The organism is Nocardiopsis dassonvillei subsp. dassonvillei DSM 43111 (genome assembly GCF_000092985.1).
Classification (GTDB): domain Bacteria; phylum Actinomycetota; class Actinomycetes; order Streptosporangiales; family Streptosporangiaceae; genus Nocardiopsis; species Nocardiopsis dassonvillei.
This window is the reverse complement of sequence record NC_014210.1, coordinates 4,395,685-4,413,275: the sequence shown is the minus strand read 5'-3', so window position 1 is coordinate 4,413,275 and position 17,591 is coordinate 4,395,685. Positions and strand designations below refer to the sequence as shown.

General features: G+C 73.9%; 15 protein-coding genes. 6 read left to right on the top strand and 9 right to left on the bottom strand.

Annotated elements, in window-relative coordinates:
* Positions 1-30 precede the first annotated feature (30 nt).
* Positions 31-501, top strand: coding sequence for a hypothetical protein (locus tag NDAS_RS18200; RefSeq protein WP_013154681.1), 471 nt, complete (start codon positions 31-33; stop codon positions 499-501).
* 77 nt (positions 502-578) lie between these two features.
* Here NDAS_RS18200 and NDAS_RS18195 read toward each other — a convergent pair whose 3' ends face one another.
* The 3 genes from NDAS_RS18195 to NDAS_RS18185 are packed head-to-tail and all read right to left on the bottom strand — an operon-like array spanning position 579 to position 3,831.
* Complete coding sequence (locus tag NDAS_RS18195; RefSeq protein ID WP_013154680.1) at positions 579-2,177, bottom strand: ABC transporter permease; 1,599 nt, start codon at positions 2,175-2,177, stop codon at positions 579-581.
* The gene (locus tag NDAS_RS18190) at positions 2,174-3,103 is read right to left on the bottom strand and encodes an ABC transporter ATP-binding protein (RefSeq protein WP_013154679.1); all 930 of its coding nucleotides are present in this window, start codon (positions 3,101-3,103) and stop codon (positions 2,174-2,176) included. Before NDAS_RS18190 ends, NDAS_RS18195 begins: the two co-directional genes overlap by 4 nt.
* A 53-nt stretch (positions 3,104-3,156) precedes the next feature.
* On the bottom strand, positions 3,157-3,831 hold the full coding sequence (locus tag NDAS_RS18185; protein ID WP_041552848.1) for a TetR/AcrR family transcriptional regulator: 675 nt from the start codon (positions 3,829-3,831) through the stop codon (positions 3,157-3,159).
* A 112-nt stretch (positions 3,832-3,943) separates the two neighbouring features.
* Here NDAS_RS18185 and NDAS_RS18180 point away from each other — a divergent pair, with 112 nt between their 5' ends.
* Together NDAS_RS18180 and NDAS_RS18175 are read left to right on the top strand one after the other, a co-directional pair.
* Positions 3,944-4,759, top strand: coding sequence for a carbon-nitrogen hydrolase family protein (locus NDAS_RS18180; protein WP_013154677.1), 816 nt, complete (start codon positions 3,944-3,946; stop codon positions 4,757-4,759).
* Between the two features lie 239 nt (positions 4,760-4,998).
* The gene (locus tag NDAS_RS18175; protein WP_013154676.1) at positions 4,999-5,241 is read left to right on the top strand and encodes a hypothetical protein; all 243 of its coding nucleotides are present in this window, start codon (positions 4,999-5,001) and stop codon (positions 5,239-5,241) included.
* Positions 5,242-5,482: 241 nt separating this feature from the next.
* Here NDAS_RS18175 and NDAS_RS18170 read toward each other — a convergent pair whose 3' ends face one another.
* Both NDAS_RS18170 and NDAS_RS18165 read right to left on the bottom strand, forming a co-directional pair.
* Entirely contained in the window at positions 5,483-6,991 is a 1,509-nt protein-coding gene (locus NDAS_RS18170; protein ID WP_013154675.1) for a CoA-acylating methylmalonate-semialdehyde dehydrogenase, read from the bottom strand.
* Between the two features lie 158 nt (positions 6,992-7,149).
* On the bottom strand, positions 7,150-8,436 hold the full coding sequence (locus NDAS_RS18165) for an aspartate aminotransferase family protein (protein WP_041552847.1): 1,287 nt from the start codon (positions 8,434-8,436) through the stop codon (positions 7,150-7,152).
* A 198-nt stretch (positions 8,437-8,634) separates the two neighbouring features.
* On the opposite strand from NDAS_RS18165, the gene NDAS_RS18160 reads away from it, so the two are divergent.
* Positions 8,635-10,239, top strand: a complete 1,605-nt coding sequence (locus NDAS_RS18160) for a PucR family transcriptional regulator (protein ID WP_013154673.1) — start codon at positions 8,635-8,637, stop codon at positions 10,237-10,239.
* A 14-nt stretch (positions 10,240-10,253) separates the two neighbouring features.
* On the opposite strand, the gene NDAS_RS18155 is transcribed toward NDAS_RS18160, so the two are convergent.
* The 3 genes from NDAS_RS18155 to NDAS_RS18145 are packed head-to-tail and all read right to left on the bottom strand — an operon-like array spanning position 10,254 to position 13,304.
* Positions 10,254-10,580 (bottom strand): AtuA-related protein, encoded by a 327-nt coding sequence (locus NDAS_RS18155; protein WP_013154672.1) that lies wholly within the window; start codon positions 10,578-10,580, stop codon positions 10,254-10,256.
* Entirely contained in the window at positions 10,577-11,908 is a 1,332-nt protein-coding gene (locus NDAS_RS18150; RefSeq protein WP_013154671.1) for an acyclic terpene utilization AtuA family protein, read from the bottom strand. The genes NDAS_RS18155 and NDAS_RS18150 overlap by 4 nt, the downstream gene beginning before the upstream one ends.
* 31 nt (positions 11,909-11,939) lie before the next feature.
* Complete coding sequence (locus NDAS_RS18145; protein WP_013154670.1) at positions 11,940-13,304, bottom strand: CitMHS family transporter; 1,365 nt, start codon at positions 13,302-13,304, stop codon at positions 11,940-11,942.
* Positions 13,305-13,423: 119 nt separating this feature from the next.
* Here NDAS_RS18145 and NDAS_RS18140 point away from each other — a divergent pair, with 119 nt between their 5' ends.
* The gene (locus tag NDAS_RS18140; protein WP_013154669.1) at positions 13,424-14,350 is read left to right on the top strand and encodes a LysR family transcriptional regulator; all 927 of its coding nucleotides are present in this window, start codon (positions 13,424-13,426) and stop codon (positions 14,348-14,350) included.
* A gap of 165 nt (positions 14,351-14,515) precedes the next feature.
* On the opposite strand, the gene gabT is transcribed toward NDAS_RS18140, so the two are convergent.
* Positions 14,516-15,853, bottom strand: a complete 1,338-nt coding sequence (gene gabT / locus NDAS_RS18135; protein WP_013154668.1) for a 4-aminobutyrate--2-oxoglutarate transaminase — start codon at positions 15,851-15,853, stop codon at positions 14,516-14,518.
* A gap of 250 nt (positions 15,854-16,103) precedes the next feature.
* Here gabT and NDAS_RS18130 point away from each other — a divergent pair, with 250 nt between their 5' ends.
* Complete coding sequence (locus tag NDAS_RS18130) at positions 16,104-17,549, top strand: PucR family transcriptional regulator (protein ID WP_013154667.1); 1,446 nt, start codon at positions 16,104-16,106, stop codon at positions 17,547-17,549.
* Positions 17,550-17,591 lie beyond the last annotated feature (42 nt).

Sequence of the window (17,591 nt, the reverse complement as noted above, 5' to 3'; positions counted from 1 at the left end):
CGGCCCGCCCACGGCGACCGGGAGCGCGGGGTGATCGAGACGGCGCTGGCCTTCGTGGTCGCCCTCGTCTCCGGGCTCGTCCCGGTCATCAACATCGAGGTCTACCTGGTGGGCGCCGTCATCGCGATGGACGACGGCGCCCTGGTCGCCATGGCGGTGGCCGCCGGGGTCGGGCAGACCCTGGGCAAGCTGCCCTACTACTACGCCGGGCGCGGGACGCTCTCCGCGCCGTGGATCCGCCGCAGGAGCGCCACACCGGGCAAGTGGGCCGCACGGGCCGAGGGCTGGCGGCGCAGGGCCGAGGAGCGGCCCGCCTGGGGCGCGGGCCTGGTGGCGGTGAGCTCCCTCGCCAGCGTGCCGCCGTTCGTGGTGGTGTCGGTGCTGGCCGGGGTGGTGCGGATGAACGTCGTGCTGTTCGCCCTGATCACCTTCGTCACCCGCACCGCGCGCTTCCTGGTCGTGGTGTTCGCGCCCGCCTGGGGGCTGTCCTTCCTGCCCTGAGCGCGGTCCGCGCCTGACGCGGCCGGGGCGCCGCCCAACCGGTCCCCGGCTCGGCGGCGCCCCGGACGGCGTCTCCGTCAGACGCTGGCCAGGTCCCGGCGGCGAAAGCCCGCCAGGGCGACCGCGTTGGCCGCGAGCGCCGCCCCCAGCGCGACGGCCACCGGGGCGGCGTCGAAATCGTCGGCGGGCAGTTGGGGCAGCAGCCCGAACGCGCTCAGGTCCAGCAGCCGGTCGTCCAGGCCCAGCATCGGTCCGAGCAGCGAGACCAGGAGGCTGTAGCCCAGCCACGCCCACACCAGCGGGGTCAGGCGCGGGGCGGTTCCCACCAGCAGCGCGGTCAGAGCGGCGAACAGCAGGGCCACCGGCAGCTGGGCCAGGGCGGCCTCGGTCATCGTCCACGTCCAGGAGGGGTCCTCCAGAGCCGCCGACGCGCTCAGGCCCATGCCGACGCCGCCCGCCACCACGATCACCGCCGAGGACAGCACGCTGACCAGCAGGGCGCCGCCGAACCAGCGCACCCTGCCCACGGCCGCGGACAGGGTCAGCTCGGCGCGCCCGGAGGTCTCCTCGCCCCGCGCCCGCAGCACGGACATGACGGCGTAGGCCGACGCGGCCATCAGCACGTAACCGCTCATGGTGCCGAGGAAGCCCCCGGTGACGTCGTCGGCGGAGTCGCCGAGGACGGCCAGCAGGTCGGGGTTCTCCTCCAGCATCCCCTCCACCTCCGTGGCCAGCGAGCCGAACGCGAGGGCGAAGAGGAAGACCGCGGCCGCCCAGGCGAGGATCGCCCCGCGCTGCTGGTGCAGGTGCAGCGCGAACACGCCGTTGAGCAGCCCGCCCGCACCGGCCGGACCGGGCCGGGAGGGGACCAGGCCGGCGCCGAGGTCGCGCCGGTCCGCCAGGGCGTAGGCCAGCGCGAAGAGCGCCGCCACGAGGACCGCGTACAGCGCCAGCGGCCACCAGCGCAGGTCGTCGAACACGCGTGTCTGCTGGACCCAGGCGAACGGCGACAGCCAGGACAGCGCGTTGCCGCCCTCCTCGGCCATGTCGCCGACGACCCGGGACAGGAACAGCACGCCGGTGACCAGGAAGGCCAGGCCCGCGGCGGCGCGTCCGTGCTCGGTGACCTGCGCGCACACGGCGGCGACGGCGCCGAAGGAGATCCCGGCCAGGGCCAGCCCCAGCCCGTAGGCCGCGGAGTCGGCGACCGCCAGGCCGTTGCCCGCCATGGTCAGCGCGGCCAGGCCGCCGATGAGCAGGTTGACGACCGAGATGGTCACCAGCGCGGCGGTCATCTGGGCGCTCGTGCCCAGGACGCTGGCGCGCAGCAGTTCGGCGCGGCCGCTCTCCTCCTCGGCGCGGGTGTGCCGGACCACGTGCAGGACGCTCATGACCGCCAGGGCGATGAGCACGCTCATGGTCAGCTCGTTGACCACCATCGGGCCGAGCTGGTAGTCGTCCAGCCCGTATCCGGGGCCGCCGAAGAGGACGCCGGTCGGGGTCTCCATGAGAGCCGCCCGGGCCTGGCGCTGGGCGTCGGTGGAGAACATGTCGTCGAGCGTCGGAACGGTCGCGGCGACGGTGCCGACCAGGGCCAGGGTCCAGACGGTCAGCCGGAGGCGGTCGCGGCGCAGGACGAACCGGATGAGGGCGCCGGTGCCGGTGAACGCGTTCATACCGCCGTCCCCCCGTTCCGGTCGGCCCCGCGCGCGGCCAGCTCGTCGCCGTAGTGGCGCAGGAACAGCTCCTCCAGGGAGGGCGGGTTGCTCACCAGGGAGAGGATCCCGAGGCCGGTGAGCGTGCCCATGACGGCGCCCATGCGGGTGTTGTCCACGTCGAAGGCGACGGTGCCGCCGTCGAGCCGCAGGTTGTGCACCCCTTCGGCGCCCTCCAGGACCCGCGCGTCCCCGGTGACGGTGGCGCGCACGGCGGAGCGGGTCAGGTGGCGCAGGTCGTCCAGGGTGCCCGACTCCACCGCACGCCCCCTGCGGATGATGGTGACGGTGTCGCACAGCTTCTCCACCTCGGAGAGGATGTGGCTGGAGAGCAGCACGGTGCGGCCCCGGGCCTTGGCCTCCAGGACGCACTCGGTGAACACGGCCTCCATGAGCGGGTCCAGGCCGGAGGTGGGCTCGTCGAGGATGAGCAGCTCGGCGTCGGAGGCCAGGGCGGCGACCAGGGCGACCTTCTGCCGGTTGCCCTTGGAGTAGGCGCGCGCCTTCTTGGTCGGGTCCAGTTCGAAGCGGGCCAGCAGCTCCCGGCGGCGCGCGGGGTCGAGTCCGCCGCGCAGCCGCCCGAGCAGGTCGATCGCCTGCCCTCCGGTCAGGTTGGGCCACAGGGTGACGTCGCCGGGCACGTAGGCCAGGCGCCGGTGCAGGGCGACGGCGTCCCGCCAGGGGTCGCCGCCGAGCAGGCTGACCGTTCCGGCGTCGGCCCTGAGCAGGCCGAGCAGGACCCGGATGGTGGTGGACTTCCCGGAGCCGTTGGGCCCGAGGAAGCCCGCGACCTGGCCCGTGCGGACGGTCAGGTCCAGCTTGTCCAGGGCCTGGAAGCGGCCGAAGCGCTTGTCGACGCCGCGGACCTCGATGGCGGTTGGTGTCATGGTCGTCGTTCCCTCCGTGCGTGGTGGGGGTCGGGGACGGGAGTTCGGGGAGGTCAGCGGGGCTCCTCGGGGGGATCGCCGACGTACAGGAGGTAGGCGTCGAGGATCGTGCGCTCGGTGAGCAGACCCTCGGTGTACAGCTCCAGGGTCGGGAGCATGTACTCCCGCGACCACTCGCGCGCGACCCGGGCGAAGTCGACCTCCTCCCCGAAGCGCCCCAGCGTGAGGAACAGCAGCAGCGATCCGAGGGAGTTGGCGGCCAGGTAGCGGGCGCGCCGGGCCGGGTCCCGGCTCGGGCGGATGGTGCCCTCGGCCTCGCCCGCGGCGAGGTAGACCTCGATGTCGGCCACCATGCGCTCGAAGAGCGCGGCCGCGAGCGGGCCCCCGGCCTGCATGGAGCGGACGACGTAGGCCAGCAGCGGGGCGTACTGCTCCATCGTCGCGAGCTGGTGGAGGAAGGTCTGCCCGTCGTGGCTGGTGACCGTGTCCGTCTTGACCTCGTTGACGGCCGCGGTGACGTGGTCGTCGCAGGCCCGCCGGAGCTTGTCCTTGGAGCCGAAGTGGTGGATCACCAGGCCGGGGGAGACCCCGGCCTGCTCGGCGATCGCCCGCACGCTCACGCCGAACCCGCGCTGGCCGAAGCACGCGATCGCCGCGTCGCGGATCCTGGCGCGCGCCGTGAGGTCGGACTCCCCGTCGGGCCGGTCCGGACGGTCGGTTGAACTCATGTTCAATACTTTAAACACTTGTTCAGCCTTCTGACAAGGGGGTGGCCGCGGAAGTGGCCGTACACTCGGTGCACGGCGCCCCGGGCGCCCCACGCCGACGAGGAGAGGTTCGATGGTGCAGGTCGCGGTCGCCCAGTTCGCCCCCGGTCAGGACAAGGCGCGCAACCAGCGCTCGGTGGCGGAGCTGACCGCCCGCGCCGCGGCGGACGGGGCCGAGGTGGTCCTGTTCCCCGAGTACACGATGTTCACCGCGGGCCGCGTCGACCAGCGCTACGTGGCGGCGGCCGAGCCCCTGGACGGCCCCTTCGTCTCCGAGGCGGCCGACACCGCCCGGCGGGAGGGCGTGCACCTGGTGCTGGGGGTCGGCGAGGCCGAGGACGGCGCCGACGCCGCCCACTTCACCAACACGCTGGTGGCGCTGTCGCCGCGGGGTGAGCGGGTCGCGCACTACCGCAAGATCCACCTGTACGACGCCTTCGGGGCCCGGGAGTCGGACGTGCTGCGCCCCGGCCCGATCGAGGAGCCCGAGACCTTCACCGTGGACGGCGTGGTGTTCGGTCTGCAGACCTGCTACGACCTGCGCTTTCCCGAGGTGACGCGGCGCATCGCCGAGGCCGGGGCGCATGTGGTGCTGCTGGCCGCGCAGTGGGTTCCCGGCCCGCTGAAGGAGGAGCACTGGCGGACCCTGGCCCGGGCGCGCGCCATCGAGAACACCGTGTACGTGGCCGCCTCCGGGCAGGCGGCGCCCACGGGCGCGGGCAACAGCATGGTGGTCGATCCCATGGGGACACCGCTCGCGGCGCTGGGTGAGCAGACCTTCGCGGTCGCCTCGGCCGGGGTTTCGGCCGCCCGGGTGCAGGAGGTGCGGGAGCTCAATCCGGCACTCTCCCTGCGCCGTTTTTCGGTCTCTGTGCGGGCCGAGGACTGAGGTCCCGGATCGCTACCGCCCCGCAGCTAACCGGACAAAACAGATGAATACCATCCGGCAAGACAGGGTCTTCCCAGGCATCATCACTTAGGGTTATGATTCCCGTGCATGGTGTGATGTGGATCGGTCCGAACCATTCCAGGTGCCCAAAGCTTCTGATTCAATAAAGAGCCGGTAACTATCGGCCCGCCAGACTGTCCTAAACCACGGGGGGAGCAAGGACATTGCGCGGAACGAGCATGATGTGCGAACCAGATACGCGGCCCACGATCGACGTCGAGGTCTACGATCCGGACTCGCTGAGCTGGGCGCAGTGCATGGGGGATGCCTGCGTCGTCTGCCACACCAAGTGGCCCCGGCCCCGCCGGGTGCTCGGTGAGCTCCCGGACGGGAGTGCGGTGTTCGGTTGTGAGGAGTGCGCCGACCTCGTCGGCGCGGAGCCCCGGGTGGCCGCCGAGGAGCGGCTGTTCGCGGTGCGCTAGCGGTGCGCAGACGGTCGCGCTCCGGGTCCAGGGGGAGAGGCGGACCCGGAGCGCTTCCGTTGGCGCACCCGCTTCCATTGGGGAGGAGGGGAAATGAGCGCGCCCTTCCCGGATGGTTCGTGCGTCGGCTGCCGGCGCCGACCACGCCCCGTGAGGGGCGTCCGATGACAACGATACTCCGTGTCGTTCACCGCCGACCGACAGTGAGGCAGATCCGTCCGGTATTTTCGCGGAAACCGAGTCAACCGTTGGTGGGGAACCCCAGGTCGACGCCCCCTTCGGGCCGCTGGCCCGGGTCGGCCCACCGGGCGGTGACCGCCTTGGTACGGGTGTAGAAGTGGACACCCTCCGTGCCGTGCGCGTGTGAGTCGCCGAACAGGGACTGCTTCCAGCCGCCGAAGGAGTAGTAGGCCATCGGCACCGGGATGGGGACGTTGATCCCCACCATGCCGACCTCGACCTCGTTCTGGAACCGCCGGGCGGCGCCCCCGTCGTTGGTGAAGACCGCCGTGCCGTTGCCGTAGGGGCTGGCGTTGACGAGCTTGACCGCCTCGTCGTAGCCGCCCACGCGCACCACGCTCAGCACGGGGCCGAAGATCTCGTCCCGGTAGCACGACATCTCGGGGCCGACGTGGTCCAGCAGCGACGGTCCCAGCCAGAACCCGTCCGGGCTCCCGCCCGACACAGGGTGCGCGCGGCCGTCGACCGCCAGGGTCGCGCCCTCGCGCACCCCCGACTCCAGGTAGGAGGCCACCCTGTCGCGGTGCTCCCTGGTGACCAGCGGCCCCATCTCGCTGCGCTCGTCGTCGCCGGGGCCCACGCGCAGGCGCGCCACCCGCTCGCGGATCCGCTCCACCAGCCCGTCGGCCACCGAGTCCACCACGGCCACCGCGGAGATGGCCATGCACCGCTCGCCGGCCGAGCCGAACCCGGCCGAGACCGCCGCGTCCGCGGCCAGGTCCAGGTCGGCGTCGGGCAGCACCACCATGTGGTTCTTGGCCCCGCCCAGGGCCTGCACGCGCTTGCCGTGCTCGGCGGCGGTCCGGTAGACGTACCGCGCGATCGGGGTGGAGCCCACGAAGCTGACCGCCGCCACGTCCGGGTGCTCCAGGAGGGCGTCCACCGCCTCCTTGTCGCCGTGCACCACGTTGAACACGCCCTCGGGCAGCCCCGCCTCGGCCCACAGCCCGGCCAGCAGCACCGACGCGGAGGGGTCCTTCTCGCTGGGCTTGAGCACGAACGCGTTGCCGCAGGCCAGGGCCACCGGGAACATCCACATCGGCACCATCGCCGGGAAGTTGAACGGCGTGATCCCGGCGACCACGCCGAGAGGCTGGAGGATCGAGTAGGCGTCCACGCCCGTGGACACGTTCTCGGAGTAGCCGCCCTTGAGCAGGTGCGGGATGCCGCAGGCGAAGTCGACGACCTCCAGGCCGCGGGCCACCTCGCCCCGGGCGTCGGAGAGGACCTTGCCGTGCTCGGCGCTGACCAGCTCCGCCAGCCGGTCGGCGTTGGCGCTGAGCAGCTCGCGGAAGCGGAACAGGACCTGCACCCGCCGGGACAGCGGGGTGTCGCGCCACCCCGGGAAGGCCTCCCGCGCGGCCGTCCCCGCCGCGTCGACCTCCTGCCGTCCGGCGAGGTCGACCGTGCCGGTGACCCGTCCGGAGGCCGGATTGTAGATGTCCCCCGTGCGCCGGGCCGGCCCCTCGTGGGCGGACCCGCCGATCCAGTGGGTGACGTGCTTGCTCATGCTGGCGCTCTCTTCCTTGTCCACAGGCGTGCGGTCGGGGCCGGTGCGCCGCGCCCCGGCGCGGTTTGCTTGATACGGGGGGTCCCCGGGGCCGCCAGCGTGGTGCTGCCCGCCTCCGCGGCCGTGCGCGGCGACCCCCGGGCCCGGCCGGCCCTCCCTCAGGCCCCGGCGTCCACCGTGCGCACCGCGTCCAGCAGCACGTCGCGGCCCTCCACGGCCTCCTCCCGCGACAGCGTCATCGGCGGCGCCATCCGCAGCACGTTGCCGTGCACGCCGCCCTTGCCCACCAGCAGGCCGCGCTCACGGGTGGCCTCCAGCACCCGCCCGGCCAGGGGTGAGGACGGCGCTCCGGTGGCGGGGTCCATCATCTCCACGGCGAACATCAGCCCCTTGCCGCGCACGTCGCGCACGCTCGGCAGCGAGGTCAGCGCGCTGAGCCCCTCCAGGATCAGCGCGCCCTGCCGCCGCGCGTTGCCCTGGAGGTCGTGCTCCAACACGTAGTCCAGGGTCGCCCCCGCCGCCGCCATCGACACCGGGTTGCCGCCGAACGTGGCCACGCCCAGCGCGCCCAGCCGGTCCATCAGGTCGCCGCGCGCCACCACACCGCCCACGGCGAACCCGTTGCCCAGGCCCTTGGCGAAGGTCATGGCGTCCGGGACCACCCCGTGGTTGCCGATGCCGAAGAAGCTCGTGCCCGTGCGCCCCCAGCCGGTCTGCACCTCGTCGGACACGAACAGGATGCCGTGCTCGTCCAGCACCTCCTTGTAGGCGGCGTACAGGCCGTCCGGAGGCATCGCGAACCCGCCCACACCCTGCACGGGCTCGGCGATCAGGCACGCCACGTTCGGCGCCGTGGTGTCCAGCACGTCGCGCAGGTCGGCCACGCACGCATCGACGTACTCCCGGTCGGTCATCCCCCGGAAGGCCGGGGCCGCGTGGTCGGTGCCGTGCAGGTAGTGCACGTTCAGCGGCGACAGGGAGGAGTTCTTCCACGCCCGGTTGCCGGTCACGGCCACCGTGCCGAACGAGCGCCCGTGGTAGCTGCCGCGCATCGCCAGCACCTCGTCGCTGCCGCGCGCGTACGTGGCCAGCAGCAGGGCGGTCTCGTTGGCCTCGGTGCCGGAGTTGGTGAAGAACACCTTCGCGTCCGGGATGCCCGACAGGCGGGCGATCTTCTCCGCCAGCTCCACCTGGCTGCGGATGAGGTAGAGGGTGGAGGTGTGCACGACCCCCCTGGCGATCTGGCGCTCGACGGCCTCGCGCACCTCCGCCACGTCGTAGCCGAGCATGTTGGTCACGATGCCGGTGAAGAAGTCCAGGTAGGTGTTTCCGTCGGCGTCCGTGACACGGGCGCCCTTGCCGCCGGTGATCTCCAGCGGGGACTCGTAGTACAGGGGAAGCCAGGAGGGCATGACCGCGCGGTGGCGTGAGAGAAGTTCCGACATGCCCCCAGTCTCGCCCCGAGCACCGGACTTGGCCAGGACCAGCATGGTGACAAGACGTCGGCCGGGCCGACGACGCGTACGTCCCTCCGCGTCCGACCCCCGCCCCCGGGCCGGGCACCGGCTGCGCGATACACCGTGTAAGACCGGCGGCCGGATGTCTGACACTGCGTCCCGTGTCCGCCTCCTAGGATGGAAGCCGTGCTTCCCACCCTCGCCGAGGTCCTCCAGCTGCCCGCCCTCCAGCGCGCCCGCCCCCGGGTCGTGGCGCGCCCGGACCGGCTCGACGTGGCCGTGCGCTGGGTGCACATCGCCGAGGTCACCGACCTCGCCCACCTGCTCCGCGGCGGTGAGCTGGTCCTCAGCACCGGCATCGCCATGCCCGACGATCCCGAGGCGCTGCGCCGCTACATCGACGACCTCGCCGCGGCCGGGGTCAGCGGCATCGCGGTCGAACTGGGTCGCAAGTACCACGCCGAGCTCCCGCCCGCCTTCCTCGACGCCGCGCGCGAGGCGGGCGTGCCGGTGGTCCTGCTCGACCGCGACGCCCGCTTCGTGGAGATCACCGAGGCCGTGCACGTCCGGGTGGTCAACGAACAGCTGGAGGAGCTGCGCGAGTCGGAGAAGCTGCACTCGGTCTTCACCCAGCTCTCCGTGGAGGGCGCCGACACCGGGCGCATCCTGCACGAGGTCGCCCAGCTCTCCGGCTGCCCCGTGGTCCTGGAGAACCTCACCCACCAGGTGCTGGCCTGCGACCTCAACGGCGAGGAGCCCGAAACCCTGCTCACCTCCTGGGAGAGCCGCTCGCGCGCGGCGCGCTCGGGCTCGCGCACCGTCCACACGCCCGCCAACGGCTGGCTGGTCACCACGGTCGGGGCGCGCGGCCAGGACTGGGGGCGTCTGATCCTCGTCGTCGGGGCCAACCCCACCCCGCGCCAGAGCATGCTCATCGAACGCGCCGCCACCACCCTCGCGCTGGTCAGGCTGCTGGAGCGCCACCAGGAGAGCCTGGAGCGGCAGACGCACCGCACGATCATCGCGGGCATCATCGACCGGGCCTACTCCGACCCGGAGGAGGCGCTGGTTCGGGCCCGCGCCGTGGGCGTGCCGCTCAACGGCCGCGAACTGGTGGGGCTCGTGCTGCGCCTGCGTGAGAGCGGGACCGGGCTGGCCGCCCAGGCGCGCCTGTCCGACACCGCCGAGGGCGCCGCGCGCGCCTGCCGCGAGCTGCGCCTGCCCGCCCTGGTGGGCTCGCTCGACGACCTGCGCGTGGGCATCCTGCTCGCGCTGCCGGGCCGCCAGCGCCTGGACCCGACCCTGCACCTGCTCGCCGACCGCATCCGCACCGCCGTGGGCGGCGGCGCCGTGCTGGCCGTGGGCTCCTCCGCGGACGGAGTCCGGGAGGTGCGGCGCTCCTTCCTGGAGGCGCGCCAGGTCGGCGACGTGGCCATCCGCCAGAGCGACCAGCGCCCCTTCTACCGGCTGCCCGACCTGCACCTGCGCGGCCTGCTCCACCTGTTCCGCGACGACGAGCGGCTCCAGACCTACGTCGAGCGCGAGCTGGGGCCGCTGCTGGACCACGACGCGCGGCACGGCGGCGACCTGACCGACATGCTCCGCCACTACCTGGGCGCGGGCCGCAACAAGGCGCTCGCCGCCGGGCGGGCGCACCTGTCCCGCCCGGCGTTCTACGACCGGCTGCGGCGGGTCGCCCACGTCCTTGACGCGGACCTGGACTCGGTGGAGACCTGCCTGTCCCTGCACGTGGCGCTGCTGTCGCTGGACTCGGTCCGCGACGAGCGCTGACCCGGCGCCCGCGGTCAGCGCGCCCCGGGCGCCCCCTCCAGCTCCATCCCCAGCAGGACCGAGGCCAGGCTCTTGCCGTGGGCGTCCAGGTACAGCGACGTGGTCACGGTGTCCCCGCCCGCGCGCGGGCACACCAGGACCAGCGCGCACACGTTGTCCATCCGGTGGACGGTGACCGGCCCGCGCACGCGTCCGCCCAGCGCGCGGGCGACCCGGTCGGGCGTCAGCTCGGCGCACAGCACCGGGTACCACTCCGGTTCGTAGGCGATGACGGCGATCGTGTTGAGGTTGCCCTTGTCCCCGGCCCGGGCGTGGGCGACGTCGCGGAGCACGGTGCTCACCGCTCCCCCTCTCCGAAGAAGTCGACCCGGGTGCGCACGGCCTCCCGGTCGACGGTGGTCGACAGCACGCCCACGACCTCGTGGACGGAGGTCCTGAGACCGCCCCCTCCGGCGGGCCCCGACGTGTAGAGGGCGCCCACCTCCTCGGCGACCGCCTCGGCGTCCGCGCGGCCGGAGCCGAGGGCGGCCACCCGCAGCCGGCACTCGAAGGGCTCGTCCCGGCCGTCCCCGCCGGAGCCGTGCAGCGCGTCCACGCCCACGACGTCGGCGCGCAACCGGGAGACCTTCCCGCCCAGGCGCTCGCGCACCACCTCGCCCGCCAGCCGGGCCCGCGCCAGTGCGCCCGGCCCGGCGTAGGAGATCTCGCCCTCGCCCCGGAAACCCGCCCGGTACCCGACGCTGACCTTCAGCTCTCCGGGCCGGGGCAGCCCACGGGCTCCGGTGACCAGCACCCGGTCCGGTCCGCTCTCGGTCAGCCGCACCCCGGTCATGTCGAGCACCGAGTCCGGCGTGACGTAGGCCCGGGGGTCGGTGACCTCGTAGGTGAGCTGCTCGGTGACCGTGAGCCGGTCCACCCGGCCGCCGGTCCCCGGCAGCTTGGTGACCACCGCCGAACCGTCCCGCTCCACCTCGGCCAGGGGGTAGCCGAGGCGGGCCAGGCCGGGGACCTCCTTGCGGCCCGGGTCGGCGAAGTAGCCGCCGCTGACCTGGCCCGCGCACTCCAGCAGGTGGCCCACCAGGGTCCCGGCGGCCATCGTGTCCGCGTCGCCGGGGTCCCAGCCCAGGCGGTGGGCCAGGGGCGCGAGGAACAGCGAGGGGTCGGCCGCCCGGCCCGCGATCACCACGTCGGCTCCGCCCTCCAGCGCGGGCGTCAGGGCGTCGGCGCCGACGTAGGCGTTGGCGGAGACGATCTCGCCGTGCGCCTCCAGCGGCAGCCCGTCCTCCCAGCAGGGCGCGGACGGGTCCAGCAGGTGGAGCACGTCGTCCCCGGAGACCGCGGCGACCAGGGTCGGCAGCCCCAGCTCCCGGGCCGTGGCGCGGGCCATGCGCGCCGCCGCCACGGGCGCGGCCGCCCCGGCGTTGGTGACCAGCCGGGTGCCGTGCCGGTGCAGCGGTTCGAGCAGGAGTTCCAGGCGCCGCCGCAGGGTCGGGTCGTAGCCGGGGCCCGACCCGCTGGCCTCCCGGAGCGAGGCCAGGGACACGGTGCGCTCTCCCAGGCACTCCAGTACCAGGGTGTCGAGGCCGCCTCCCTCCACGAGGTCGACGGCGGGTTGGAGGCGGTCGCCGGCGAAACCGGCGCCGCACCCGATCCGGGCTCTGCTGGGCACACTGACTCCTTCGAACGGTGTGGACGGGCGGTCAGCCGACCCAGAGCGGGACGACCCCGCTGGCGAGGGCGACCGCGAGGACGACCAGGCTGACCAGCCAGGCCCACGGCAGCAGGAAGCGGATGTGGGAGCCGATGGGCACCCCGGCCAGGCCGACCAGCAGGTAGAAGGAGCCGGTCAGCGGGCTGATCGGGAAGCCGACGGTCTCCTGGCCGATGATCGAGGCCTGGGCGATGTCGGCGGCGGCGACGCCGAAGCCCTCGCCCACGGCGGTCAGCACCGGCATGACGGCGAAGTAGTAGGCGTCGGGGCCGAAGAGCAGGCTCATGGGCACGCCCAGGACACCGACGATCGCGGCCATCCCGGGGCCGAGGAAACCGGGCATGGCGCCGGTCATGGCCTGTCCCATCGCCTCGATCATGCCGCTGCTGTCCATGACGCCCAGGAACACGCCCGCGGCGAGCAGGGTGCTGGCCATGAGGATCGCCCCGGAGGCGTGGGCGTTGACGCGGTCGGTCTGGGCCTTCATCCCCGGGTAGTTGACGACGAGCGCCACGACCAGGGCCAGCATGAAGACGAGTTCGGGGGAGAGCAGCCCGAAGACCAGGGCGAGGACGGCGGCGACGGTCAGCGCGGCGTTCACCCAGTACAGGCGCGGGCGCAGCAGGTCGGCGTCGGGCTCCTGCCCGCCCGCGGCGAGCGGGTCGGCCCCGCCCTCTCCGGCGGTCCCGCCCGGGCGGCCGCCCCCGACGGGCACCGGGGAGGGCAGGGGGTCGGCCGCCGCCAGCCGCACGCGCTCGCGGTGGCCGAGGTACCAGGCGACGGCGACGCAGGCGGCCATGCCCGCCAGCTGGGCCGGGATCAGCGGGGCCCACAGTTCGTTGGCCGGAACGCCGAGGACGGTGGCGGCCCGGGCGGTGGGCCCGCCCCACGGCAGCATGTTCATGATCCCCGCGCCCAGCCCGACCAGCGCGGCCAGGACCACCCTGCGCATGCCCAGGGCGTCGTAGAGCGGGAGCATCGCCGGGATGGTGATGAGGAAGGTGGTGGCGCCCGCGCCGTCCAGGTGGGCGACCATCGCGAGCACCACCGTCGCGACCGCCACGGTCACCGGCGTGTTCCCGGCGAACCCGAGCACGCGGCGGATGATCGGCGCGAACAGCCCCGCGTCGCGCATCACCCCGAAGTAGAGGATGGCGAACACGAACATCGCGGTCGTGGAGGCCACGCCGCCGATGCCCTCGCCGACGAAGGAGGCCACCTCGCCGGGGCCGAAGCCCAGCGCGAAGGCGGCCGCCACCGGGACGCCGACGAGCGCGACCACCGCGCCCACCCGGTTGGACAACAGCAGCAGGAGCACCACGGCGATCGTGGCGAAACCCATGGCGGTCAGCATCTGGCACGCTCCTCGGACACCCTCACGGGGGGAAGTGACGGGGGACACATGCCGACATGGTTTCGCGGGGTTCTCCCCTTGTCCAACATCGGTTTCCTCTGGATCTATGCTCTGGAGGCATGGATCTGAGCCTGAGGCAGTTGTCCGCCTACGCCGCGGTGGCCAGGTACGGGAGTTTCACGCGCGCCTCCCGTGAACTGCGCGTCGCGCAGCCCTCGCTGAGCAGGACGGTGCTCGGGCTGGAGCGCACCCTGGGGGTCCGCCTCCTGGAGCGGACCACGCGCAGGGTGGAGTGCACCCCGGAAGGGGCCGAGCTGCTGGCCGTGGCCGAACGCCTGCTGGAGGCGCACCGCTCGGAGATGAACGGGCTGGAGCGCTTCCTGCGCGGCGAGCGCGGCACCGTCGCGGTGGCGACGCTGCCCTCGGTGGCGGCCGCCCTGCTGCCCTCGGTGATCTCCCGGCTCAGGTCGCGCACGCCCGAGGCCGACGTCCACGTCCTGGACGGGATGTCGGAGGCGGCCGTGGAACGGCTCCAGGCGGGGGAGTGCGACCTGGCCCTGGTGGCCGCGGGCCGGGTGCCCGGGGAGCTGGTGTCGCGGCCGCTCCTGCGGGACCGCTACTTCGCGGTCGTACCGGTGGGGCACCCCTTCGCGGAGCGGTCCGCGCTGACCTGGGCCGATCTGGCGGGGGAGGCCTTCCTGGCCACCGGCGGCGACTCCAGCGTGCGCGCGGGCGCGGACGCCGCCTTCGAGCGCGCGGGCGTGGTGCCCGAACGGATCGTGCGGGCGGGCAACGTCTCGACCATCGGCGGCCTGGTGTCCGCGGGGATCGGCGTCACCGCGCTCCCGGCCCTGGTCGGAGTGCTGATGAGCTTCGCCGACCACGTGCGCGTGCCCCTGACCGACCCGGTCGTGGACCGCGGGCTGAGCGTGCTCACGCGCCGGGACCGCAGGCCGGGGCCGGTCGCGGCGGGGTTCCTCGCACTGCTGGAGGAGATGCGCGCCGAGGACCACCCGCTGCCGCGGGACGTGGCCTGGACGCACTGACGGGGCCGGAGCGGGAGGTGCGCCGACGATGTCGCGTGCGGGAGCACGGCGGACGCGCTGACGCGACCGCGCCGCCCCGGGCGGGACCGCGGCGCGGGGCCCGGTGGTGACGGAGGCGGCGGGCGGCGCTTCCCGCGCCGCCCGCCGCCTCCGCCGCACGGGGGACTACAGCCGGGCGAAGGCCTCCTCCAGGATGTCCAGGCCCTCGTGCAGCAGCTCGTCGCCGATCACCAGCGGCGGCAGCATGCGGATCACGTTGCCGTAGGTGCCCGCGCTCAGCAGGACCAGGCCGCGGGAGTGGCAGTAGGACAGGACCTTGGCCAGCGCCTCGGGGGCGGGCGTGCGGTCGGCGTCCTGGACCAGCTCGATCGCGATCATCGCGCCGCGTCCGCGCACGTCGCCGATGACCTCGTACTTGGCGGCCAGCTCGCGCAGGCGGCCCAGCATCAGCTCGCCGATCTCACGGGCGCGCTCCACCAGGCCGTCGGACTCGATCGCCGACAGCGCGGCCAGCGCGGCGGCGCACGCGGCCGGGTTGCCGCCGTAGGTGCCGCCCAGGCCGCCGCCGTGCACGGCGTCCATCAGCTCGGCGCGGCCGGTCACCGCGGCCAGCGGCAGGCCGCCCGCGATGCCCTTGGCGGTCGTGATCAGGTCCGGGACCACGCCCTCGTGCTCGCTGGCGAACATGTGGCCGGTGCGGGCGAAGCCGGTCTGCACCTCGTCGGCGACGAACACGATGCCGTTGGCGCGGCAGAACTCCACCACCGCGGGCAGGAAGCCGGGGGCGGGCTCGATGAAGCCGCCCTCGCCCTGGATCGGCTCGATCACCACGGCCGCCACGTTCTGGGCGCCGATCTGCTTGGTGATCTGCTCGATCACCATGGCCGCCGCCTCGGGGCCGCAGTTGTCCGGGCCCGTCGGCCAGCGGTACGGGTAGGCCATCGGCATCCGGTGGATCTCACCGGCGAACGGCCCGAAGCCCTGCTTGTAGGGCATGTTCTTGGCGGTCAGCCCCATGGTGAGGTTGGTGCGGCCGTGGTAGGCGTGGTCGAACACCACGACCGCCTGGCGGCCGGTCGCGCTGCGGGCGATCTTCACCGCGTTCTCGACCGCCTCGGCGCCCGAGTTGAGCAGGATCGAGCGCTTCTCGTGGTCGCCCGGCGTGATCCGGTTGAGTGCCTCGCACACGTCCACGTACGCCTCGTACGGGTTGACCATGAAGCAGGTGTGCGTGAACCGGCCGAGCTGCTCGGCGGCGCGCTCCACCACGCGCGGGTCGGCGTTGCCGACGTTGGTCACGGCGATGCCGGAGCCGAAGTCGATCAGCGCGTTGCCGTCGACGTCCTCGACGATGCCGCCGCCCGCGCGCTCGACGTAGACCGGCAGGACGCTGCCCACGCCCTGGGCGACGGCCGAACGGCGGCGCTCCTGGATCGCGCGGGACTTGGGGCCGGGGATCTCGGTGACGATCCGGCGGGACTGGGCGACCTCGGTCGCTGCCATGCGGCTGCCTCCTTCTGCGGTGGACGGGAGCGGAGAGGGGCCGGGGGTGGGCTCCCCGACCTGGGACGACACTAGGGTGCGCGGAACCACCCCCACATGGACAAGGTGGATAATCAGGGCTGAGCCTTGCGCCAGCGCGTCAGGGTTCGCACGAAGCGGGTCCGCTGGAGCGGGGGGAGGACGGCCCGCGTCCCGTCCCGCCGACCGCGCCGAACCGCCTCGACCGGCGGCCGAAGTGGAGGGGAAGCCGATGCCACCGACCCTGGGGGCCCTGATGCGCACGCCCCGCCTGCGCCTGAACCTGCTCACCGGCCAGGAGAACCTGGACCGGAGGGTGGAGTGGGTCGCGGTCAGCGAGCTGGAGGACCCCACGCCCTACCTGGCGGGCGGCGAACTCCTGCTCACCACCGGCGTGCGCTGGGCCACCGGCGTCCCCGACCTGCGCGACTACACGCGCCGCCTGGCCGAGCGCCGCGTCACCGCGCTGGGCTTCGCGGTCGGCGTGGTCCTGGAGCGCACCCCCGAGCCGCTCCGCGAGGCCGCCGCCGAGTTCGGCCTCACCCTGCTGGAGGTGGCCAGGGAGACCCCCTTCATCGCGATCGGCAAGGAGGTGTCCCGGCTCCTGGCCAAGGAGGAGTACGAGGGGCTGAGCCGGGCCTTCGCCGCCCAGCGCGACCTCACCCGCGCCGCGCTCACCGGGGAGGCGGCGATCGTGGACCGGCTGGCCCGCGAACTCGGCGCCTGGGTGCTGCTGCTGTCCGCCGACGGCGCCCCCCGGCACGCCGCCCCCGCCGGGGCCTCCCCCCGCGCCGCCGGACTCGCCGAGGAGCTGGACCGGCTGCGCGAGGCGGGCGTGCGCGCCAGCGTCTCCCTCACCTCGGGCGGCGAACACGTCTCCGTGCAGCCCCTGGCCACCGGCCGCCGGGTCCGCGGCTTCCTTGCCGTGGGCACCGGCGGGCGCCTCGGCTCGGACGAGCGCACGCTGGTCAACGCGGCGGTGTCGCTGCTCTCCCTCGAACTGGAGCGCACCGCGCATGACGCCACGGCCCGGGTGCGCGAGGGGGTGCTCGCGGCGCTGCTCACCGGGGCGCTGGACCCCCTGCACCCGGGGGCGGAGCGGCTGCGCGGGGTCCTTCCCGCCGGACCCGTCCTCGTGGCGGCCGCCGACGGGGTCGGGCCCGCACAGCCGCCCGAGGGCGTCCTGGTCACCGAGCACGACGGCCGCGTCCTGCTGCTGGCCCCCGCCGACACCGGAACGGGAGTGCTCGCCGAGGTCCTGGAGGGGCCGGTCGGGGTGAGCGACCCCTCCCCCTACGCGGAACTGTCCGCGGCGCTGTCCCAGGCCGAACGCGCGCTGGCCGCCGCGCGCGACGCGGGCGGGGGCCTGCTCCGCGTCGGCGACCTGCCCGGCGGACTGCTCGGGCTGGCCGACACCCCCGCCGGCGCCCGCATGGCCGGGGACCTGCTCGCCCCGCTGCTGCGCCAGCGCACCTCGGCCGAACTGCTGGCCTCGCTGCGCGCCTACCTCGCGGCCTCGGGCCGGTGGGACGCGGCGTCGGAGGCACTGGGGATCCACCGGCACACGCTGCGCTACCGCATGCGGCGCATCCGCGACCTGCTGCCCGGCGACCTGGACGATCCCGACTACCGCACCGAGCTGTGGATCGCCCTGCGCGTCCACGGCAGCGCGGGCTGACCGCCCTCCGGGCCCCGGGCGCCGTCACCCGGAGTCGTCACC

Excerpts from the sequence above, each read along its gene's own strand:
- NDAS_RS18195 (WP_013154680.1), bottom strand. The coding sequence starts at position 2,177 with ATGAACGCGTTCACCGGCACCGGCGCCCTCATCCGGTTCGTCCTGCGC.
- NDAS_RS18190 (WP_013154679.1), bottom strand. The coding sequence starts at position 3,103 with ATGACACCAACCGCCATCGAGGTCCGCGGCGTCGACAAGCGCTTCGGC.
- NDAS_RS18185 (WP_041552848.1), bottom strand. The coding sequence starts at position 3,831 with ATGAGTTCAACCGACCGTCCGGACCGGCCCGACGGGGAGTCCGACCTC.
- NDAS_RS18180 (WP_013154677.1), top strand. The coding sequence starts at position 3,944 with ATGGTGCAGGTCGCGGTCGCCCAGTTCGCCCCCGGTCAGGACAAGGCG.
- NDAS_RS18175 (WP_013154676.1), top strand. The coding sequence starts at position 4,999 with ATGATGTGCGAACCAGATACGCGGCCCACGATCGACGTCGAGGTCTAC.
- NDAS_RS18170 (WP_013154675.1), bottom strand. The coding sequence starts at position 6,991 with ATGAGCAAGCACGTCACCCACTGGATCGGCGGGTCCGCCCACGAGGGG.
- NDAS_RS18165 (WP_041552847.1), bottom strand. The coding sequence starts at position 8,436 with ATGTCGGAACTTCTCTCACGCCACCGCGCGGTCATGCCCTCCTGGCTT.
- NDAS_RS18145 (WP_013154670.1), bottom strand. The coding sequence starts at position 13,304 with ATGCTGACCGCCATGGGTTTCGCCACGATCGCCGTGGTGCTCCTGCTG.
- NDAS_RS18140 (WP_013154669.1), top strand. The coding sequence starts at position 13,424 with ATGGATCTGAGCCTGAGGCAGTTGTCCGCCTACGCCGCGGTGGCCAGG.
- gabT (WP_013154668.1), bottom strand. The coding sequence starts at position 15,853 with ATGGCAGCGACCGAGGTCGCCCAGTCCCGCCGGATCGTCACCGAGATC.
- NDAS_RS18130 (WP_013154667.1), top strand. The coding sequence starts at position 16,104 with ATGCCACCGACCCTGGGGGCCCTGATGCGCACGCCCCGCCTGCGCCTG.